Here is a 19,618-nt window from a genome sequence, read left to right as displayed (position 1 = left end):
ATTTGCTGAATCCACAGCTGCTCCGATGGCTCCACCCGCGCCGAGGAGCGCGGCGCCGGGCGCGATAGGATTCTGTCACGACCGCTGCCCCTCAGTCGAAGGACCTCATGGCCGATCAGCATGAACTCACACGGCTCGAACAGCTCCTCGACCGATTCGCCAATCGGCATCTCTCACAGGTACCGTCCGGGGTGCGGGAGTTCCTCGTCTTCGGGATCAAACAGGCGTGGGCCTGCCTGTTCGGAGCCCTCATGCTGCTCGCAATCATTCTCACCGCGTGGTGGTACCCGGACGATGCGGGCCTGGCCCGCAATGACATCCTCGTGATCCTGGCAGTCCTGATCCAGGCGGTGATGCTCCTTCTGCGTCTGGAGACCGGGCGCGAGCTCTGGGTCATCGTTCTGTTCCACATCGTCGGCACCGGAATGGAGATCTTCAAGACGTCGATGGGTTCGTGGAACTATGCGGCCGGAGGCGTCCTCCACATCGCGGCTGTGCCCCTGTTCACGGGGTTCATGTACGCGGCGGTCGGCTCCTACATCGTGCGCGTCTATCGTCTCTTCGACCTGCGGTTCAGTCATTACCCGCCGAGGTGGATCACCGCGGTCATCGCCGCCGCGATCTACCTCAACTTCTTCACCCACCACTACATAGTCGATGTGCGTCTCTTCCTCGTCCTTGCTGTCGGGGTGGTGTTCTTCCGGTGTCGGATGCACTTCCACGTGCACAAGCTGACTCTGCGCATGCCGGTCCTCTTTGCGTTCGTGCTGGTGGCGTTCTTCATCTGGATCGCTGAGAACATCGGCACCCTCACCGGCGCGTGGCTCTACCCCTCCCAGATCGACGGTTGGCAGATGGTGCCGGTGACCAAACTGGTGGCGTGGTTCCTGCTGATGATGATCTCCGTCGTCCTCGTCACCTTCATCTACCCTCCCAAACCGCCTGATAAGGCCAGGTCAGCTGATATTCTGAGCTGAAACTCAGACTCGGTCGAAGGAGACATATGGCAGACGCGGATTCAGAGGATTCCAGTGCCCTGGTCGAAGCGGTCCGACCGCCGTCCGGCGCGCATCGCTTTGTGGGCGCAAAGGTCCTCATCCGCATCCTCGCGGCCGTCCTCGTTCTGCTGCTCATCCTCACCCTGCTCGGTGTCTTCCTCGTCCAACGGTCCTATCCCACCACGGACGGCGACATCTCACTGTCGGGCCTGGACGCCGAGGTCAGCGTCACCCGCGATGAATCGGGTGTCCCGACCATTGAGGCCAGCAACTCCCACGACCTCTTCATGGCTCAGGGCTTCGTCCACGCCCAGGATCGGTTCTGGGAAATGGACTTCCGCAGGCATGTCACCTCGGGCCGGCTCTCGGAACTCTTCGGCGAGTCACAGTTCGGCACCGACAAGTTCATTCGCACATTGGGCTGGAGGAAGGTCGCCGAGGCGGAGGTCGCGGCACTCGATGACAAGACACGCGCGTACTACGAGGCCTATGCCGAGGGCGTGAACGCCTACCTGCGTGACAAGTCCCCCACCGAGGTGTCCCTCGAGTACGGCATCGTCGGTCTTCAGGCCGGTGGCGTCGAGATCGAGGAATGGACTCCGGTCGACAGTGTCTCCTGGCTCAAGGCCATGGCCTGGGATCTGCGCTCGAACGTCGAGGACGAAATCGACCGAGCAATCAGCCAGACCGCGCTCGATGATGAGCAGATGGCCGATGTCTATCCCGACTACCCTTATGACACCCGCCCGACGATCGTCGGCGGCAATGCCGGCGCCAAAGCCCGTGACGAAGACGAAGCAAGTGACGAGGGCGAAGCACGTGCGGGGGGCGAGGTGACTGCTGCGGACACACAGCAATCGGAACACGGCGGAGGGACCGAGACTCCCAGCAACCTCGGCGAGCTCAAGGAGCACCTGAAGTCGCTGCCGGTGCTCCTGGGAGTCAACAGTCATGACATCGGGTCGAACTCGTGGGTGGTCTCCGGTGAGCACACCGCCACCGGTGCCCCGCTGCTGGCCAATGATCCGCACCTGTCTCCCGCCATGCCCTCCGTGTGGCATCAGATCGGACTGCGCTGCACCGAAATCACGCCCGAATGTCCCTTCGACGTGTCCGGCTTCTCCTTCTCGGGGCTGCCAGGGGTCGTCATCGGCCACAACCAGAGCATCGCTTGGGGACTGACGAATCTGGGGCCCGACGTCGCCGACCTCGTGGTCGAGAAGGTCCGCGACGGCGAAGTCGTCCGTGATTCTGGGGACGAACCCGTGACCACACGCAAGGAGACCGTGAAGATCGCGAAACAGGAACCTCGCGAGATCACGATCCGCTCAACGAGCAACGGCCCTCTCATCTCGGATCTCGATGGGACCTATCGCAATGTGCTCGATGCCTCGACCGGGGCGAACACCGCCGACACGAAATCAGGTCCAGCCGACGAGCACTACCAGCTGGCGCTGCAGTGGACGGCCCTGGAACCGGGCAACACAGCCTCGGCGATCTTCGGGCTCAATGCGGCGACGAACTGGAGCGAATTCCGGCAGGCCGCCTCGCTCTTCGACGTCCCCTCCCAGAACCTCATCTACGCGGATACCAAAGGCAACATCGGCTATCAGGCGCCGGGGAAGATCCCCAAACGCGGCGAGGGCGACGGCATGCTGCCACGGCACGGTTGGAAGACCGACGAAGATTGGCAGGGATACCTCGACTTCGAGGATCTGCCGAGTCTGTACAACCCCGAACGTGGCTGGATCGTGACGGCGAACAATCCTGTCACCCCTCCAGGAGGGTCGGTCCAGTTGAGCAATGACTTCGACGATGGAGACCGGGCGCGGCGGATCACGAAGCTGCTGCAGGACACGATCGCCCAGGGGGACGTCACGATGGGCGACATGTCTCGCGTTCAGGGTGATGACCTCAATCCCCTCGCACTGACCCTGATCCCGCTGCTGGAAGAGATCGATGCCGGCGAGGGCACCGACATCGCCGAAGCTCAGGAGCTGCTCTCGGACTGGGATGGCCGCGATGATGCCAACAGTGCCGCTGCAGCGTATTTCAATGTGCTCTCGAAGACGATCCTCGATGAAGTGTTCGCTCCGAAGCTGCCCGATGCTGTGCCTCCGGCCGGCGGATCACGCTGGTATCTCATCATCAAGAACCAGCTGAAGGATCCCGACTCCGAGTGGTGGGCCGATGACGAGGTCGAGAATCGGGACGAAGCGCTGGCTCGGGCCATGGATTCTGCGTGGAAGACGACCGAGGATCTACTCGGGTCTGAACCCGTGACCTGGCGGTGGGGCATCCTGCACAGGCTGACCATCCGCAACGCCAGCCTCGGCGAATCTGGGATCAAACCCATTGAGCGGCTGTTCAATCGAGGCCCCTACGAGGTCTCGGGCGGGTCCGGAGAAGTCAATGCCACTGGCTGGGATGCCTCGGTGGGCTTCGAGACGAACTGGGTGCCCTCGATGCGACAGATCGTTGACCTCAAGGACTTCAACCACTCCCGGTGGATCAACCTCACGGGGGCCTCGGGCCATGCCTTCCACCCGCACTATGCAGATCAGACCGAGGACTGGGCGGCCGGCACGACTCGGCCCTGGCCGTACACACCCGATGCGCTGGACCGGCACACCGAGGATTCGCTGGTACTTCGGCCCTGAGTGCGGAGCGAGACGGTCAGGCCCTGGGCAGGATCTTCGCCTCGAGGAAGTTCGCCACATCGTCTTCCCAGCGGACTGGGTCGATGTTCCATTCCTTGGTGTGGCGGGCCTGGTCGTAGACGGGCATCGTCACGAGGTCGCGACGCACGGACGCCAGCGCGTGGGACGGCGAAGACGGTACGAATTCGTCGTCGTCTGAGTGGATGAGCAGCACCGGAACGTCGAGTTCCGCAGCGCGTGTCACCCAGTCCAGCCTGCCCAGATCCAAAGGCGTCTGCAGTCCGGTGATCGGTCGCGCCCACGGTTGGGTGATCATCTCCAGCGTGAGTTTGGCGATGGGCGTCGGAAGCATATTGCGCCGAGCCTGGCCGTCGAGGACATTCACCCAGTCGACGACGGGACCGTCGAGGACGAGAGCCTTCACGTACCGTCTGTTCCGACCACGGGAGGCGGCTTGCAAGGCGATGGCCCCACCCATCGACCAGCCGAAGAGGACAACGTCGCGGGCGCCCTGTGACACAGCGAAGTCGATCGCTGCGTCCACGTCGATCCACTCGGTGTCGCCGAGGCCGTAACGGGAGGTGGTCTCGACCCTGACCTCGGCGTCGCTGCGGTAGGACATGGCGATCGCCGGGACGCCCAGCGTATTGAGGATCGGGGCGGCTCGCAGGCCTTCGGCTCGGGTGCTGGCGCGGCCGTGGACGAGGATCGCCCAGGTGTCATGAGGTTCGGGATGGTCTGTGGGCAGCAGCCAGGCAGGAAGTCTTCCCGCGTCGGATTCGATCTCGATGTCCTCGGCGTTCACTCCTGCCGCCACGGGCTCCGGGTACACGATGCCCGTCCAACGACCGTGAGAGGCACGCTTGATGTCTCCGCGGGTGACCGAGAGGACCTCTCGGGAGACGGTTCTCGACCGCGGGTCATATTCGACGATGTCACCGATCACGGCATGGCCGGCGCCCTGGTTGAAGTAGAGGCCATAGGTGCCTCGCACCGTCGTCTCTTCATCGGCGGGCAGATGGATGCGCATATTGGGCGAGAATCCGTCGATGTGGAGAATCTCGAGTTCTTCCGGCGCGTTTTCGGGAACCACGATCTTTCGCGCGAAATAGACGGCCAGCCCCGAGGACGCCACCGAGATCACGGCGCCGATCCCAGCACCGACACCCACCGAAGCCAGAAGCAGGCGAGTCGGGAATTTAGTGTCGCGAACCATGAATACCTCCTGACTTCATTGTCACCCAAGGAATGAGAAGTCTCCAAACGCTGTTGTGCAGGTGAGAGGGCTCTCAGAGCCAGCTCGCTGCTGCATCAGCCATCGCCGGAGAGGGATTCCTGCGTGTCCGGCAGCAGTGGGACAATGAACTCCAACAGATATCGACAAGCACCGGAGGTCGCGATGAGTCAGTCGCCGAACGTCAACACAGAAGACAATCCCGAGGAGATCCGCTGGCAGGACGTACTCACTCCTGATGAATTCGCGGTGCTGCGCGAAGGCGGCACGGAGCGTCCGTTCACCGGCGAATACGTCGACACGACCAGTGTGGGAATGTACCAGTGCCGTGCCTGTGGCGCAGACCTGTTCCCCTCCGATACCAAGTTCTCCTCACACTGCGGTTGGCCCTCGTTCTACGCTCCCCTGGCCGAGGATCGGGTCCGCTACCTCCGCGATTCGTCCATGGGCATGGAGCGCGTCGAGGTCCGGTGCGCGAAGTGCGATTCGCACATGGGCCACCTCTTCGAGGGAGAAGGCTACGACACCCCCACCGACCAGCGGTACTGCCTGAACTCGATCTCTCTGCGCCTCGTCGACGGTCAGGAATGAGCGAAGAATCGCCGCTCGTCATCAAGTCCTTCGACGAGCTGACGGTCACTGAGCTCTACGGGATCGTCCAGCTGCGGTCCCAGGTCTTCGTCGTCGAGCAGAACTGCATCTTCCTCGATCAGGACGGAGTCGACACGCTGCCGCTGACTCTGCACGCCTTCTACCCCGATGACGCCAGGACCATGCAGGACACCCACGGCGCGGAGGTGGGCCGCAGTCTTGCTCCCAGGGCCTACGCCCGCATCCTCCCGCCCGATTTTCCCGACGGCCCGGCCTTTGAGCCGGGAGCCCGCAGCATCAGTCGGGTCGTGACGAACCCGCATATGCGCGGCCAAGGCTGGAGTCGACGGCTGATCGGCGAGCTCGTTGCCGGCCACAGTCACCGACTGCTGACGCTCAACGCCCAATCTCACCTCGAGGGGTTCTACGAGAGCTTCGGATTCAGCCCGAATGGTCCGCGGTTCCTCGAGGACGGGATCGAGCACACCCCGATGTCACGATCGGCGGATGCTTCATCCGCCTAAAGGCTTCCGCGCGCCTGGGCTGTCCAGGAGTACCCGGGGTGCCTCGAAGTGCCCGGGGCACCGAAGCGGAAAATGGAACGTGGACTCCCGCGGCGTTTCAATCGACTGCATGAGCTGCGTCGGCCGCGACGATGATCTTCGTCATAGTGGAGTGAAGTTCGCGCAGCTCTGTTTCACTCATATCGAGTTTGGTCATCATCTGCCCAGGAATCGCCTCAGCCGTCGCGCGCAGCTTCGCACCCGTGTCGGTCAGTGAGACTTCGACGACTCTTTCGTCGTCGCTGCTGCGTCGTTTCTCGACGTAGTCCAGTGCTTCGAGGCGTTTGATCAGCGGCGATACCGTTGCAGCTTCGAGGCGGAGCAGCTCGGCAATCCTCCTCACAGGCAGCGTCTCATGTTGCCACAGAGCCAACATGACCAGGTACTGCGGATGGGTGAGATGAATTGGTTCAAGCACCGAACGATAGGCGGAGATCACTCCGCGCGAGGCGACGGCCAGGGCAAAGCAGACCTGACTCTCCAGAGCCAGAGGGTCGTGGGTGGTCGACATCGCTTCTCATCCTCCCGAGGAGACATATCATTTAGTTCGTGCACTAATGATTAGCGTACAATGGATCCATCAGGTTCGCTTCAAGAGGGCCGCAGCTCGGCTCTGAGACTTCGAATGGACTCGCATGTCAGACTCACACGATCCCCAGCGACGCGTTGCGTGGCTCAATCGCTTCTTCCGCAAGATCGTCGGGCCTGCCCAAGTCGACAATTCCCGCCCCGGCGGCTACTACGAGGACGAGCACCTGCGACACGAACGACTCGAGGCGATGGGTCTGGAGATGCGCACGGACGCCAATGGACACTCGTATGTGGTGGAGAAGAAGCAGCCTGAGTGAACAGTCCTCCGCTCTGATCAGCCTTCTGCTGTGATCAGGACCAGAGATCCCTCGAAGTGCGAAGCGGTCCGCAAGCCACCATGCGCCATGTCCCAGCTCCCGTCGTTGAGACTGTGCTCCAAGCTCCTCACCGAACGCAGGGCCGAATCCTCTGACACGAAACTCCACGCGGAGTTCGCCTTCCTCACTCCAGGATCAAGAAACATCTCCGGCCGCCCGAAATAGGCCTCGGAGAAGCCGTCGACGCACCCGAAGGGAATCGGCAGGCTTTCGACTTCGACCACACCCCCAAGACACGCGGTGATGCGTTCGAGGCTCGGATATCGTCGTGCTTCGGTGCCGATCACCTCAGGAGCGAAGTCTCTGAGCCAGAATCGTTCCACCCGCTCCGGATCACAGGTCATGATGACCACGGGGCCGCGAGCGACCCGCCGCATCTCGCGCAGACCAGCGTCGAGGTTCTGCCATTGATGGATCGAGAATGTCGACATAGCCGCGTCAAAGGCATCGTCGGCAAACGCCAATGCCTCCGCACTGGCGTCGACGACCGGCGCCTGGTCGATCATCCGCTGTGCCCGCATCGCAGCCGAAGGTTCCACCGCGATGACCTCGCGATCATCGGGTTCGTAGGATCCGGCTCCGGCGCCGACGTTGACTATGTGTCGGGCATCGCCGAGCGCAGTCTGGATTGCGCGAGCAAATTCCGGCTCCGGGCGCCTGAACTGTCGGTAGCCTGAACCGATCATCCCGTAGTCGGCGTCGCCGGCCGAGCCATCTGCAGTCATCATGACCACAGGCTACGTGAGGCCGGTGAGAATCAGCGCCAGTCGCTGATGATATCGACGAGTTCGCGGAGCGGTCCGGTGTAGAACGGAACCTCCTCGCGTACGTGAAGACGAGCCTCGGTGTTGCGAAGATCGCGCATGAGGTCGACGATGCGGTGCAGTTCCGGGGCTTCGAAGGCCAGCAGCCATTCGTAGTCGCCGAGGGCGAAGGAGGCGATCGTGTTGGCCTTGATGTCCTTGTAGCCCGCGGCGGCCATGCCATGATCGCGCAGCATCGTGGAGCGCTCTGCGGGATCGAGGAGATACCAGTCGTAGGACCGAACGAAGGGGTAGACGCAGATGTACCTGCCCGGTTCGTCATCGGTCAGCAGCGCCGGCAGGTGTGCCTTGTTGAATTCGGCCGGGCGGTGCAGGCCCACAACCGACCAGACCGGTTCGAGGACTCCGCCCAGCATGCTGCGACGCACTGCCGAGTAGGCGGCCTGGACGAGTTCGATGGTCGGTGCATGCCACCAGAACATCACATCTGCATCCGCGCGCAGCGCAGAGACATCGTAGATTCCGCGGACGACGAGGCCCTGGTCCTTCAATGGGGCGAGTGCTTCGTGGACTTCGTCGGCGAGTTCGGCACGGTCGGCATCGCCGAGTTCGCCCGCCGAGGCGAAGACCGAGTACGCGATATAGCGCGTCTCATTGTTCGCCTGTTCGATCTGCTCGTCCGTGGGCTTCGAGTATTCGCTCATTCTTACTCCTTCTGCTTTGTGTCAGTCTTCTGTGTGCGTCAGTTCTTATACGGTGATTCTCCGGGCAACCGTCTCGGCTCGGTCGATGCAGGCGGGGATGCCCACACCGAAGTATGCCGAACCTGCCAGTTCGAGGCCGGCGATTCCGGCGATCTCCTCATCGATTCTCGCCACTGTTTCGGCGTGGCCCGGCAGATACTGCGGCAGAGCATGTTCCCAGCGGTGTGCCTCGGCCGCGATGAGCCGATCTGATCGGCGATCGGCGATGGACTGCCAATCCGCGTAGGCGCGTGCGATGAGCTCATCATCCTCGCAATCATGCCAGCCTCCCGGCCCGTCCCCGTATCGCCCGATGCTCATCCGGATCAAGGCGGTGCCCGCAGGAATGCGCTCACGCATCCAGGGCCATTTGTTCGACACGAATGTCGAGGCCTTGATGAATGAGCTCTCTGTCGGTGGGACGAGGAATCCGGATCCCTCGAGCGCACGGTCTCCGACCTCGACGAGGGCCGGGATCAGAACGGTCGAGGCGTAGGGCACGGATGCGAGCATCGATGCGGACTCAGGGGCCACCTCGGCGAGGAGATCCTTCGTCACATGCGCCGGGGTGGCGAGGACGACACCATCGCAATCGACGATGAAGTCCTCGGTCGCCACCGCCCATCGGTCCCCCTCGAACCGAACGGACGTCACGTGCGAGCCGGTGTGGATGGTGCCGCCGAGTTCGCGGATGTGCTGCTCGAGCGCCGGGACAAGGCGGTTGATCCCGCCGACGAGACTCATGAACACCGGCTGCGGGCCTGCGCCCTCCGCGCCCGCTGCGGACTGTGCGTCACGCGCAGCGAGCAGGCTCTGAACGAGCTCGAGCACCGAGGTCCCTTCGCGGGCTGCCGGCAGCAGAGCGGGCACCGTCGACGCCAACGACAGGTCACGGCACCGTCCCGCATACACTCCCCCGAGCAGCGGGTCGATGAGCGTGTCGACGAGATCGGCGCCGAGGCGGTCCGTCAGGAAGTCCCCCAACGACACGTCCGAACCCTCGATCGGGCCCGTGATGACCTCGTGAGCGACTCGGTCACTGACGTCTGCGCCGAGGAGGTCACTGACCTCGGAGCCGTTGCCAGGCACTCCCATGACGGTGCGTTTGGGAATCGGGTGGAGGCGTCCCTTCGACAGGACGCGGGAGCTGTGCGACGTCGACGGGAATTCGACGTCCAATCCGAGTTCAGCGGCGAGGTCCTTCGTCTCCGGACGCCGGTACAGGCTGGCTTCGGCCCCGGCGTCGAGGCCCACCGGCACTGCCCCGGCCAAAGTCGTCGAGTGCAGACACCCGCCGAGGCGCGCGTCGGCCTCGATGAGGGTGATCTGATGGTCGGGCGCCAGACGATAGGCGGTGACGAGCCCGGAGATGCCTCCTCCGACGATCGTGATGTGACTCATGGCCTCAGCCCCGTGCGGACAGGATCTCTGCGGAGACGCGGTGGACTTCGGCCACGATCCGTCCTGGCACTTCCGGGTCGGTGTCGGGGAGGACTCCGTGGCCGAGGTTGAAGACGAATCCTGCCTCATGCTCGAGTCCCTGCCTGACGATCTCCTCGATGCGCGGGGCCAATGCTTCCCAGGGGGCGAAGAGCAGCGCCGGATCGAGGTTGCCCTGCAATGGTTGGCCCGGCTGCACGCGTGTCGAGGCATCGGTCAGGTCGACGCGGAAGTCGACGCCGACTGCTGTGGAGCCTGCTCGTGACATGGAGCTCAGGAGTTCACCTGTCTGAACACCGAAGTGGATGCTCGGCACCTCGTGGTGGCGCAGCGATTCGAAGACCGCGCTGGAGTGTTCGAGGACGTGTGCTTCGTAGTCACGTCGGGACAGGTATCCGGCCCAGGAGTCGAAGAGCTGGAACGCGGAGGCTCCGGCGCCCAGCTGCACATCGAGGAATGTCGAGGAGATCCGAGCGAGCTTGCTCAGCAGAAGGGAGAAGGTCTCGGGGTCTGCGGCCATGAGGGATTTGGTCTTCTCATGGTTCTTGCTCGGTCCGCCCTCGATGAGGTAGCTGGCCAGTGTGAAGGGGGCACCGGCGAAGCCGATGAGTGGAGTCTGCCCTGCCAGTTCTTCGACGATCCGGCCGATGGATTCCGCGATGTCTGGGATCTGGTCGGGTTCAAGCTCTGCCAGTGCTTCGACATCGGAGCGACTGCGGATCGGGCTTGCGATCACAGGCCCTGTGCCGGGGACGATCTCCACGTCGACGCCGGCCGCCTGCAGCGGGACCACGATGTCGGAGAAGAAGATGGCGGCGTCGACACCGTGCCTGCGCACCGGCTGCAGGGTGATCTCTGAGACGAGGTCCGGGGTGCGGCAGGCATCGAGCATCGCGGTACCTGCTCGCAGCTCGCGATATTCGGGAAGTGATCGGCCGGCCTGCCTCATGAACCAGACCGGAGTGTGCGCAATCTGCTCTCCGCGCAGGGCGGGCAACAAGGTTGAAGTCATGCCCCTATCCTCCCATCCCGGACGGATCCGTGCCCACCGGATTCCGGTTTCAAGACACTGTGTCTTGATCGCAGGTGCGGGTGAAAACTTCTAGTCCCATCACGGCGTGGACGGTTCACCTCTACCGTGGCCTGATCTATCGTGGCAAGTGTGGTCAACACCTCACCTCTCAATCGCATTCCGTCGGAGTTCTCCGCCGTGACCTCGGTTCTGCGCGAAGCGCGGAACACGAACAATGTCTCGATCTCTGAAATACCGGCGCCGGCTCGCTTGGCGCCGTATTCCTACGCTCTGGGTGCCGAGGTCAGTGCCGATGAGACCTTTCTTCGCGCCAGTGGTGAAGCGATCGACGAATTGGCTACGGGCCGCATCGTCGTCCTCTATGATCCCAGCTCCCCTGAGGAGTGGGAGGGCCAGTTCCGTGTCGTGTCCTACATCCGCGCCGAGCTCGAGCACGAACTCGGCAATGAGACGATGCTCGGTCCTGTGGCCTGGACTTGGCTCGAAGAGGCCCTCGAAGCAAATGACTGCGAGGTCGTCGCCGCCGGGGGCACGACGACCCGTGTCCTCTCTGAGAGCTTCGGCACTCTTGCCGACCGGTCGTCCACGATAGACTTGGAGCTGCGCGCTTCATGGACCCCCGTGATCGCGGAGCCGGAACTGATCGGCGATCACTTCGAAGCCTGGATCGATCTGCTGTGCACAGTTGCCGGACTGCCACCGCTTCCTGAAGGAGTTTCAGCCCTGCCCGGGCGACGTCGATGACAACCGAACTACCGCTCTTGGCCACACCCGCTCATGGCGTTCCGCCGCTCGTCGACTCCGAGGCTGAATTCTCCGCGGCCTGTGACGAGCTCGCACACGGATCCGGCCCCATCGCCATCGATGCCGAACGCGCGTCGGGCATCAGATACGGCCAGCGCGCATTCCTGGTTCAGCTGCGACGCGCGAATGCAGGAACCTTCCTGCTCGATTCGGAAGTGCTTGCCGACCTCAGCCCGCTCAACTCAGCTTTCGGCGCAGATGAATGGGTCATTCACTCAGTGACTCAGGATCTGCCCTGCCTGCAGGAGCGCGGCATGCGGCCGGAGGCGCTCTTCGACACTGAACTCGCTGCCCGCATGCTCGGATGGGACAAGTTCGGTCTGGCAGCCGTGGCGGAGAGGACTCTCGGTGTTCGCTTGGCCAAAGAGCATTCTGCTGCCGACTGGTCGAAGCGACCGCTTCCGACGGAGTGGCTCAACTACGCCGCCCTCGACGTCGAGGTTCTGCTGCCCATCCGCGACATCCTCCGCGAAGCGCTCATCGATGCCGACAAGTGGGAGTTCGCTTCGCAGGAGTTCGAACACCTCCTTGATTTCGAGCCCAAACACTACGCTGAGCCCTGGCGCCGGACGCACGGATTGACCAAACTCAAGTCACGCAAGGACATCGCCAAGGTACGGGAGCTGTGGACTGCTCGCGATGAGATGGCGGCCGAGACCGATACCGCTCCCTCGCGTATTCTGCGTGATCGGGACCTGGTCGCCCTCGCTCAGTCTCGGGTGCATTCGAGCGACGACATCATGGCACAGTGGCCCAAACTCTCCCGTGCCGACTCCGGCCGACTCTACCGGGCCTACCGCAAAGCGACCCGTCTGACGGTGGACGAACTGCCGGGGCGACGAGAAGTCACCGCAGCTCAGTCGCGGACGCCGTTCAGCCACACAGATATCAAGGATCGGGTCTCTGCTCTCAAAGCTGCGGTGGCAGAACTGGCCGAAGAGCACGAAATTCCTCACGACGTGCTCTTGCAGCCCGCCATCGTCAAGGCTCTCGGCGCACAATCGGGCGTCGACGTCGAGGAGTTCCTCGTCGAACGCGGGGCCAGGCCATGGCAGGTCGAATTGAGTGCTCCGATGCTCAGAGATGCCATCGAGTCCTTGCCTGCAGCCTGAGGTTCTTGCCAGTCAGATGGCCCTGCTGGTCAGACGGCTCTGCGTGATCCTTGCTGGGCCCGGTTCCTGACCTCTGACGGCAGAATGTGAACGATCTCGGAGACCATTGTGGCCACGTCGAGTCCTGCATATTCGAGGATCTCGTCGCGGGTGCCCTGCGGCAGGAACTCATCAGGGGCGCCTAGTTCGAGGACGCCGACCCGCGAGTCAGCCGCCCGCAGATCGCTGCGGATCTGCGAACCGATTCCGCCGACCTTGACACCGTCCTCGATGACAGCAACCAGGCTGTGCTCAACGGCCATGTCGATGACTCCGCCTGGCACAGGCAGAACCCAACGCGGGTCGACGATCGTTGAGGCGATTCCGTGGTCGGCCAGTTCTTCGGCCACTTCCTGAGCGCGCCCGGCGAACGGACCGACGGAGACGATGAGCACGTCTTTGGAGGAACCTGCTGGGACCTCTCGCAGAACGTCGACGCCGTCATCGAGGCGACGCAGCGCAGGAATATCTGTGCCTACGCTTCCACGAGGGAAGCGGATCACGGTCGGTGCGTCCTCGATGGCGACGGCTTCGGCCAGCTCCTCTGTCAGACGCGCGGCGTCACGAGGGGCTGCCAGTTTGAGACCGGGCACGATACGCAGCATCGCCATGTCCCAGATTCCGTGGTGACTGGCGCCGTCCGGTCCGGTGATTCCGGCACGGTCGAGGACGAAGGTGACCCCCTGGCCGTGCAGGGCCACGTCCATGAGCAGCTGGTCGAAGGCGCGGTTGAGGAACGTCGCATAGATGCACACGACGGGGTGCAGCCCGCCATAGGAGAGTCCCGCGGCGGATGCCACCGCGTGCTGTTCGGCGATGCCGACGTCGAAGACCCGCTCCGGGTATGCCTCGGCGAACTTTGCGAGGCCGACCGGCAGGAGCATCGCCGCTGTGACGGCGACGATGTCCTCGCGCGTCTGTGCGATCCGGAGCACCTCTTGGCCGAAGACGGACGTCCATGAGGTCTGCTTCGACGGTGTCGACTTGCCGGTGAGCGGATCGATGACGCCGACGGAGTGGAACTGATCAGCGTCGTCGTTGAGAGCCGGATCGTAGCCCTGGCCCTTCTGGGTGATCATGTGCACGATGACGGGTCCGCCGTCGTATTGCTTGGCCCGTTGGAGGGCCTTCTCGACCATCGGCAGGTCGTGTCCGTCGACCGGTCCGAGGTACTTGATGCCGAGTTCGTCGAACATTCCTGCCTGCTCCGCGCTGACCATGTCCTTGAGACCTCGTTTGACCCCGTGGATGGCACTGTAGGCGGCGCGTCCGGGTACGCCCGACTGCCTCAGCGTCGACTTTCCCCAGGACAACAGCTTTTCGTATCCCGAGGTGGTGCGCAGTTCGTCGAGGTGCTCAGCGAACCCGCCGACCGTCGGCGCGTAGGAGCGGCCGTTGTCGTTGACGACGATGATGAGCTTGCGCGGTGGTGTCGATTTGTCGGCCGCAATGGTGTTCAGAGCTTCCCAGGCCATACCGCCGGTGAGTGCTCCGTCGCCGATGACAGCGACGACGTGGCGATCGCTTTCGCCCTTGAGCTGATGCGCTTTGGCGATTCCGTCGGCCCAGGACAAAGATGCCGAAGCGTGGGAGTTCTCGATAACGTCATGTTCGCTCTCGGCCCGGCTGGGGTATCCGGAGAGCCCATCACGCTGGCGCAGACTCGAGAAGTCCTCCATGCGTCCGGTGAGGAGTTTGTGAACGTAGGTCTGGTGACCGACGTCGAAGAGGATCGTGTCGTGAGGAGATTCGAACACGCGATGGAGACCAACAGTGAGTTCGACCACGCCGAGGTTGGGGCCGAGGTGTCCACCTGTGCCGGCGACGGCCGTGACCAGGTAGTCCCTGATCTCCTTCGCCAGAACTTCGCATTCGGCATCGTCGAGCTCACGCAGCTGAGATGGCGAGTTCATCGACTCGAGGAATGTCATTCGGCCTCGCTCCTGAATGCAAAATAGTTGGTCTGATACTGCAATTTCCGCTCGAATCATCTTAACGCCTCACGACGCAGAGTTGGTCCACCCGCCGGTTCTGCAGGCACTGATTGTGTCTGGTTACACTCCCCTGGGCGTCCCTTCACAGCTGTCCGATCCCGCGGGTTCTCACGTCCAAACGACGACGAAGGCCGGCGGGTTGAACCCACCGGCCTTCGTCAATCAACGGTGCCGCCGAAGAGGCAGCAGCCTGAGATCAAGCAGTCGCGAGCTGGCGCAGCACGTACTGCAGGATGCCGCCGTTACGGTAGTAATCGGCTTCACCCGGGGTGTCGATGCGGACCACTGCATCGAAGTCGACGGTGGTTCCGTCTTCCTTCGCGGCCGTCACCTTGACGGTCTTGGGGGTCTTGCCCTCGTTGAGCTCGGTGATGCCGGAGATCGAGAAGGTCTCCGTGCCATCAAGGCCCAGCGAGTCAGCTGACTCGCCGACGGGGAACTGCAGCGGCACAACGCCCATGCCGATGAGGTTCGAGCGGTGGATGCGCTCGAAGCTCTCGGTGATGACGGCTTCGACGCCGAGCAGCTTCGTGCCCTTGGCAGCCCAGTCACGTGAGGAACCCGAACCGTATTCCTTGCCACCGAGGATGACAAGAGGGGTGTCGGTCTTCGCGTAGTTCACGGATGCGTCGAAGATCGAGGTCTGCGGACCGCCCTCCTGCGTGAAGTCGCGGGTGAAGCCACCCTGGACTCCGTCAAGGAGCTGGTTCTGGAGACGGATGTTCGCGAACGTGCCGCGGATCATCACCTCGTGATTGCCGCGACGCGAACCGAAGGAGTTGAAGTCCTTGCGCTCGACACCGTGCTCGATGAGGTACTTGCCGGCCGGGGTATCGGCCTTGAAGGAACCTGCAGGCGAGATGTGGTCGGTGGTGACTGAGTCGCCGAGCTTCGCCAGCACGCGTGCGCCCTTGATGTCGGAAACGGGTTCTGCTTCCAGACCCATTCCGTCGAAGAAGGTGGGTTTGCGCACGTAGGTCGACTCATCGTCCCACTCGAAGATCGCACCTTCTGGCGTCTGCAGAGCCTTCCAGCGGTCGTCACCTTCGAAGATCCGGCCGTATTCCTCGTCGAACATATCTGTCGAGATCGACGAAGCGATGACCGATTCGACCTCTTCCGGTGAGGGCCACAGATCCTTGAGGTAGACGTCCACGCCTTCCGAGTCTTGACCCAGGGGCTGGTTCTCGAAGTCGAAGTCCATGGTTCCGGCCAGAGCATAGGCGATGACCAGTGGAGGCGAGGCAAGGTAGTTCATCTTCACATCGGGGCTGATGCGGCCCTCGAAGTTACGGTTGCCGGAGAGAACTGCACTGACCGCCAGGTCGTTGTCCTGGATGCTCTCCGAGATATCGGAATCGAGCGGTCCGGAGTTGCCGATGCAGGTGGTGCAGCCGTAGCCGACGACGAAGAAGTTGAGTGCCTCGAGGTCCTCGATGAGGTTGGCCTTCTTGTAATACTCGGTGACGACCTTCGAACCCGGAGCGATGGAGGTCTTGACCCAGGGCTTGGAGTTGAGTCCGCGTTTGCGAGCATTGCGGGCCAGGAGGCCTGCAGCCAGCATCACCGATGGGTTCGAGGTGTTGGTGCACGAAGTGATCGACGCGATCGCCACAGCACCGTTGGCCAGTTCGAAGCTGGATCCGTCGCCGGTGGTGACGGGAGCCGACTTGTTCTCTTCGCCGGGCTTCGCGTAGTTGTGGATGTCCTTGGCGAACTGGTTCTTCGCGTCGGAGAGTTCGATGCGGTCCTGCGGGCGCTTCGGTCCTGAGATCGAAGGCACGACGGAGGAGAGATCGAGCTCGATGTACTCCGAGTACTCAACTTCCTTGCTGGGGTCGTGCCACAGGCCCTGGGCCTTGGCATAGTCCTCAACCAGCTGGATCTGTTCGGCCGAACGACCGGTGAGCTTCAGGTAGTCGATGGTGACTTCGTCGATCGGGAAGATCGCAGCGGTCGAACCGAACTCGGGGCTCATGTTGCCGATCGTCGCGCGGTTGGCCAGAGGCACCGCGGAGACGCCCTCGCCGTAGAACTCGACGAACTTTCCGACTGCTCCGTGCTGACGCAGCATATCGGTGATCGTGAGCACGACGTCCGTTGCGGTCACACCGGAGGGGATTTCGCCGGTCAGCTTGAAGCCGACGACGCGAGGGATGAGCATCGAGACGGGCTGGCCGAGCATTGCTGCCTCTGCTTCGATTCCGCCGACGCCCCAGCCGAGCACACCGAGCCCGTTGACCATGGTGGTGTGGGAGTCGGTGCCGACCAGGGTGTCCGGGTAGGCGCGGAGCACACCGTCGACCTCACGCGGCATGACGACGCGTGCGAGGTGCTCGATGTTGACCTGGTGGACGATGCCCATGCCTGGAGGAACGACCTTGAAGTCGTCGAAGGCCGTCTGGCCCCAGCGCAGGAACTGGTAGCGCTCACCGTTGCGCTTGTACTCCATGTCCATGTTGAGCTCGATCGCTTCGGCGGTGCCGAAGTTGTCGATCTGAACCGAGTGGTCGATGACCAGCTCGGCCGGAGCCAGCGGGTTGACCTGTTCCGGCTTTCCACCGAGCTCGACGACCTTCTCGCGCATTGTCGCGAGGTCGACGATGCAGGGCACGCCGGTGAAGTCCTGCATGACCACACGGGCGGGGGTGAACTGAATTTCCGTAGCCGGCTCAGCACTGGGATCCCAGCTGCCGAGGGCTTCGATATGCTCCGAAGTGATATTCGCACCGTCTTCAGTGCGCAGCAGATTCTCCAACAGCACTTTGAGGCTGAATGGAAGCTTCTCTGATCCTGGGACCTGATCCAGGCGATAGATCTCGTAATCCGTTTCGCCTACGGTCAGGGTGCTCTTCGATTTGAACGTATCGACGTTGCTCATCGTGATTCTCCTGTTTCATCCGACACTCATCCAAGAAACCGGGCCAGCCCGTGAGCCGCGCACCGATTTACGCGACACAAATGTTTCCAAAAGTATCTTGACGTCAAGATAAATTCTATCTCATTTGCTCGCCCTTGACCACCTTCGGAGCATGGCCTGTCGGTGAACTGAGAATCGGGTTTTCCCCAAGTCACAGTCCGGACAACTCCCGCGCGAAGCGGTGCTGCGAAACACTAATCTGGAGTCACATCAGCAGCTGCGAACTAGGAGCATTCATGGACCCGTTCACTCTCGGAGCCGGATTCGGATTCGGGGCACTCCTCGTCGGCATCATCTTCGCCGTCATCTGTCGAACCCTGGCCGATGAGAAGGGCCGCTCATCAGGATGGTGGGGCCTATGGGGCTTCCTCACCACCTTCATCGCGCTCATCGTCCTCGTCCTCCTCCCCCAGAGGGCGCGAGCCTGAGATACTCATCCGCCGAGGTGGACGACGGCTGAGCCTTCTCCCTCGCCGAGGTGGGCCTGAAGTCCCGATGCGGTCATCGTCTGAGGACGGTGACCGTTTCCAGGTGGGCAGTGAGTGGGAACAGATCGAAGCCGCGCAGGCTCTCGAGTGCAAATCCCCCGTCGACCAGGACCGCCAGATCCCGAGCCAGCGTGGCTGCGTCGCAGGAGACATAGACGATCGTCTTCGCGCTCGACTCGAGCAGAGCTCGGGTGACTGCCTTTCCCGCTCCGGAACGCGGAGGATCGAGAACGATGACGTCCGAGTTCGGAATCGTGACTCGATCGGCCCGGGACGCGTCGAAGGCGGCGTTGAGGCCCTGTGCGTTCACCTTCGCGTTCTCGATCGCCGACTTCGCGCCCTCGACCCCGTAGAGCCGGGCACCGGTGGCATCGGCGGCGCTGATTCCCAACAGCCCCACTCCGCAGAACAGATCCGTGATCATCTGCGTCGTCTCACTCAGCGCCGCATTCACCTGGGCGCTCAGCAGCTGGGGAGCCTGTTCGTGGACCTGCCAGAACCCATCAGCCGCGACCCGGTAGTCACGTCCGGCGACCTTCTCGATCAGTTGGTCCTCTCCCCTGACCACGGAGAGTTTCGTGTGGCCGCCCTTGGTGCTGATCCTCTTCCGGCCGCTTCCGTTTCGCGTATCGGCGAGGACTGACCACTGGGCAGGCAGCGCCTGTGCCAGCTCGGTCAGTGCCGAGGGATCACAGTCACCGCGTACGATCGCGGCTCCGCGATCACCTGACCAGGCGAACTCGAGTCGATCGGCACCCGGCAGTCGCAGGGAAGTCAGGCCAACCTCGGCGATGGCAGATGTCGCCAACGGAGCCGAGACCAGGGGCACGACATCGTGGGAACGCGGGGCCAGCATGCCCAGGCGGCCGTTGCCGTCGACGGCCAGCTGGACCCGGGTCCGCCAGTTCAGGCCGGTCGTCTCCCCCGGTGCTGCCACGACATCGACGCTGCGGTCGATATGCCCGATGCGCGAAAGCTGGTCGCGCAGGATTTGAGCCTTGAGCTCGCGGCTGTGGGCGAGGTCGACATGGGCGAACTCCATCCCACCGAACAGTCTCGGACTCTGCGCGTCCTCGGCGAGGAACTGCTCGCGACGGTCTCGAACACGATGTTCGGACGCCTCGAGCACCTCGGTGACGTCGGCCCGGAGGAACTTCGCGGCAGATCCGGCCTCGGTGCGAGCACGCACCGTCTCCCCCGGAATGGCTCCGGTGACGAAGACGACCTGCCCCTCGTGGCGTGCAATGGTGCTGCCGCCGGCGGCCGGGCTCTCGATGTGCAGGGTCAGATCCATGGCCGGGATCTCTTCGGCTGAAGGTGCGCTCAT

Annotated in this window: 17 protein-coding genes; 8 read left to right on the top strand and 9 right to left on the bottom strand. The window is 62.9% G+C overall.

The window, feature by feature from the left end:
• Window positions 1-107 precede the first annotated feature (107 nt).
• Complete coding sequence (locus HU144_RS11540) at window positions 108-977, top strand: DUF817 domain-containing protein (protein ID WP_235351455.1); 870 nt, start codon at window positions 108-110, stop codon at window positions 975-977.
• A gap of 26 nt (window positions 978-1,003) precedes the next feature.
• Entirely contained in the window at window positions 1,004-3,658 is a 2,655-nt protein-coding gene (locus HU144_RS11535; protein ID WP_235351454.1) for a penicillin acylase family protein, read from the top strand.
• Between the two features lie 16 nt (window positions 3,659-3,674).
• On the opposite strand, the gene HU144_RS11530 is transcribed toward HU144_RS11535, so the two are convergent.
• Window positions 3,675-4,874, bottom strand: a complete 1,200-nt coding sequence (locus HU144_RS11530) for an alpha/beta hydrolase (protein ID WP_235351453.1) — start codon at window positions 4,872-4,874, stop codon at window positions 3,675-3,677.
• 183 nt (window positions 4,875-5,057) lie between these two features.
• Here HU144_RS11530 and msrB point away from each other — a divergent pair, with 183 nt between their 5' ends.
• Window positions 5,058-5,483, top strand: coding sequence for a peptide-methionine (R)-S-oxide reductase MsrB (gene msrB, locus HU144_RS11525; RefSeq protein ID WP_096160773.1), 426 nt, complete (start codon window positions 5,058-5,060; stop codon window positions 5,481-5,483).
• Complete coding sequence (locus HU144_RS11520) at window positions 5,480-6,007, top strand: GNAT family N-acetyltransferase (RefSeq protein WP_235351452.1); 528 nt, start codon at window positions 5,480-5,482, stop codon at window positions 6,005-6,007. Before msrB ends, HU144_RS11520 begins: the two co-directional genes overlap by 4 nt.
• 97 nt (window positions 6,008-6,104) lie before the next feature.
• Here HU144_RS11520 and HU144_RS11515 read toward each other — a convergent pair whose 3' ends face one another.
• Window positions 6,105-6,557: a MarR family winged helix-turn-helix transcriptional regulator gene (locus tag HU144_RS11515; protein WP_235351451.1), complete on the bottom strand. Its 453-nt coding sequence runs from the start codon at window positions 6,555-6,557 to the stop codon at window positions 6,105-6,107.
• A gap of 124 nt (window positions 6,558-6,681) precedes the next feature.
• Here HU144_RS11515 and HU144_RS11510 point away from each other — a divergent pair, with 124 nt between their 5' ends.
• Complete coding sequence (locus tag HU144_RS11510; protein WP_096160776.1) at window positions 6,682-6,894, top strand: hypothetical protein; 213 nt, start codon at window positions 6,682-6,684, stop codon at window positions 6,892-6,894.
• Window positions 6,895-6,911: 17 nt separating this feature from the next.
• Here HU144_RS11510 and HU144_RS11505 read toward each other — a convergent pair whose 3' ends face one another.
• From HU144_RS11505 to hemE, 4 genes are read right to left on the bottom strand one after another with little or no spacing between them, the layout of a single operon-like run.
• The gene (locus HU144_RS11505; protein WP_235351450.1) at window positions 6,912-7,682 is read right to left on the bottom strand and encodes a class I SAM-dependent methyltransferase; all 771 of its coding nucleotides are present in this window, start codon (window positions 7,680-7,682) and stop codon (window positions 6,912-6,914) included.
• Between the two features lie 29 nt (window positions 7,683-7,711).
• Entirely contained in the window at window positions 7,712-8,422 is a 711-nt protein-coding gene (gene hemQ / locus HU144_RS11500; RefSeq protein WP_096160777.1) for a hydrogen peroxide-dependent heme synthase, read from the bottom strand.
• Window positions 8,423-8,467: 45 nt separating this feature from the next.
• Window positions 8,468-9,862 (bottom strand): protoporphyrinogen oxidase, encoded by a 1,395-nt coding sequence (hemG, locus tag HU144_RS11495; protein WP_235351449.1) that lies wholly within the window; start codon window positions 9,860-9,862, stop codon window positions 8,468-8,470.
• Window positions 9,863-9,866: 4 nt separating this feature from the next.
• A complete protein-coding gene (hemE, locus tag HU144_RS11490; RefSeq protein ID WP_235351448.1) occupies window positions 9,867-10,913 on the bottom strand; it encodes a uroporphyrinogen decarboxylase in 1,047 nt (348 codons plus the stop codon).
• A gap of 150 nt (window positions 10,914-11,063) precedes the next feature.
• Between hemE and HU144_RS11485 the strand changes: the two genes are divergently transcribed.
• Entirely contained in the window at window positions 11,064-11,678 is a 615-nt protein-coding gene (locus tag HU144_RS11485) for a DUF3000 domain-containing protein (RefSeq protein WP_235344714.1), read from the top strand.
• On the top strand, window positions 11,675-12,850 hold the full coding sequence (locus HU144_RS11480; RefSeq protein ID WP_235351447.1) for an HRDC domain-containing protein: 1,176 nt from the start codon (window positions 11,675-11,677) through the stop codon (window positions 12,848-12,850). The genes HU144_RS11485 and HU144_RS11480 overlap by 4 nt, the downstream gene beginning before the upstream one ends.
• A gap of 29 nt (window positions 12,851-12,879) precedes the next feature.
• Here HU144_RS11480 and dxs read toward each other — a convergent pair whose 3' ends face one another.
• Window positions 12,880-14,820 carry a 1-deoxy-D-xylulose-5-phosphate synthase gene (gene dxs, locus HU144_RS11475; protein WP_235351446.1) on the bottom strand — a complete coding sequence of 647 codons (1,941 nt, stop codon included), beginning with the start codon at window positions 14,818-14,820 and terminating at the stop codon, window positions 12,880-12,882.
• A 259-nt stretch (window positions 14,821-15,079) separates the two neighbouring features.
• Entirely contained in the window at window positions 15,080-17,764 is a 2,685-nt protein-coding gene (gene acnA, locus HU144_RS11470) for an aconitate hydratase AcnA (RefSeq protein WP_235349568.1), read from the bottom strand.
• A 275-nt stretch (window positions 17,765-18,039) separates the two neighbouring features.
• Here acnA and HU144_RS11465 point away from each other — a divergent pair, with 275 nt between their 5' ends.
• Window positions 18,040-18,231 carry a hypothetical protein gene (locus HU144_RS11465; RefSeq protein ID WP_235351445.1) on the top strand — a complete coding sequence of 64 codons (192 nt, stop codon included), beginning with the start codon at window positions 18,040-18,042 and terminating at the stop codon, window positions 18,229-18,231.
• Between the two features lie 73 nt (window positions 18,232-18,304).
• On the opposite strand, the gene HU144_RS11460 is transcribed toward HU144_RS11465, so the two are convergent.
• Window positions 18,305-19,618, bottom strand: a complete 1,314-nt coding sequence (locus HU144_RS11460) for a class I SAM-dependent RNA methyltransferase (RefSeq protein ID WP_235351444.1) — start codon at window positions 19,616-19,618, stop codon at window positions 18,305-18,307.

The organism is Brevibacterium sp. UCMA 11752, assembly GCF_021532235.1.
In the GTDB taxonomy this organism is placed as follows: Bacteria; Actinomycetota; Actinomycetes; order Actinomycetales; family Brevibacteriaceae; genus Brevibacterium; species Brevibacterium antiquum.
The sequence above is the reverse complement of the archived record's forward strand: the minus strand, read 5'-3'. Positions and strand labels throughout refer to the sequence as shown.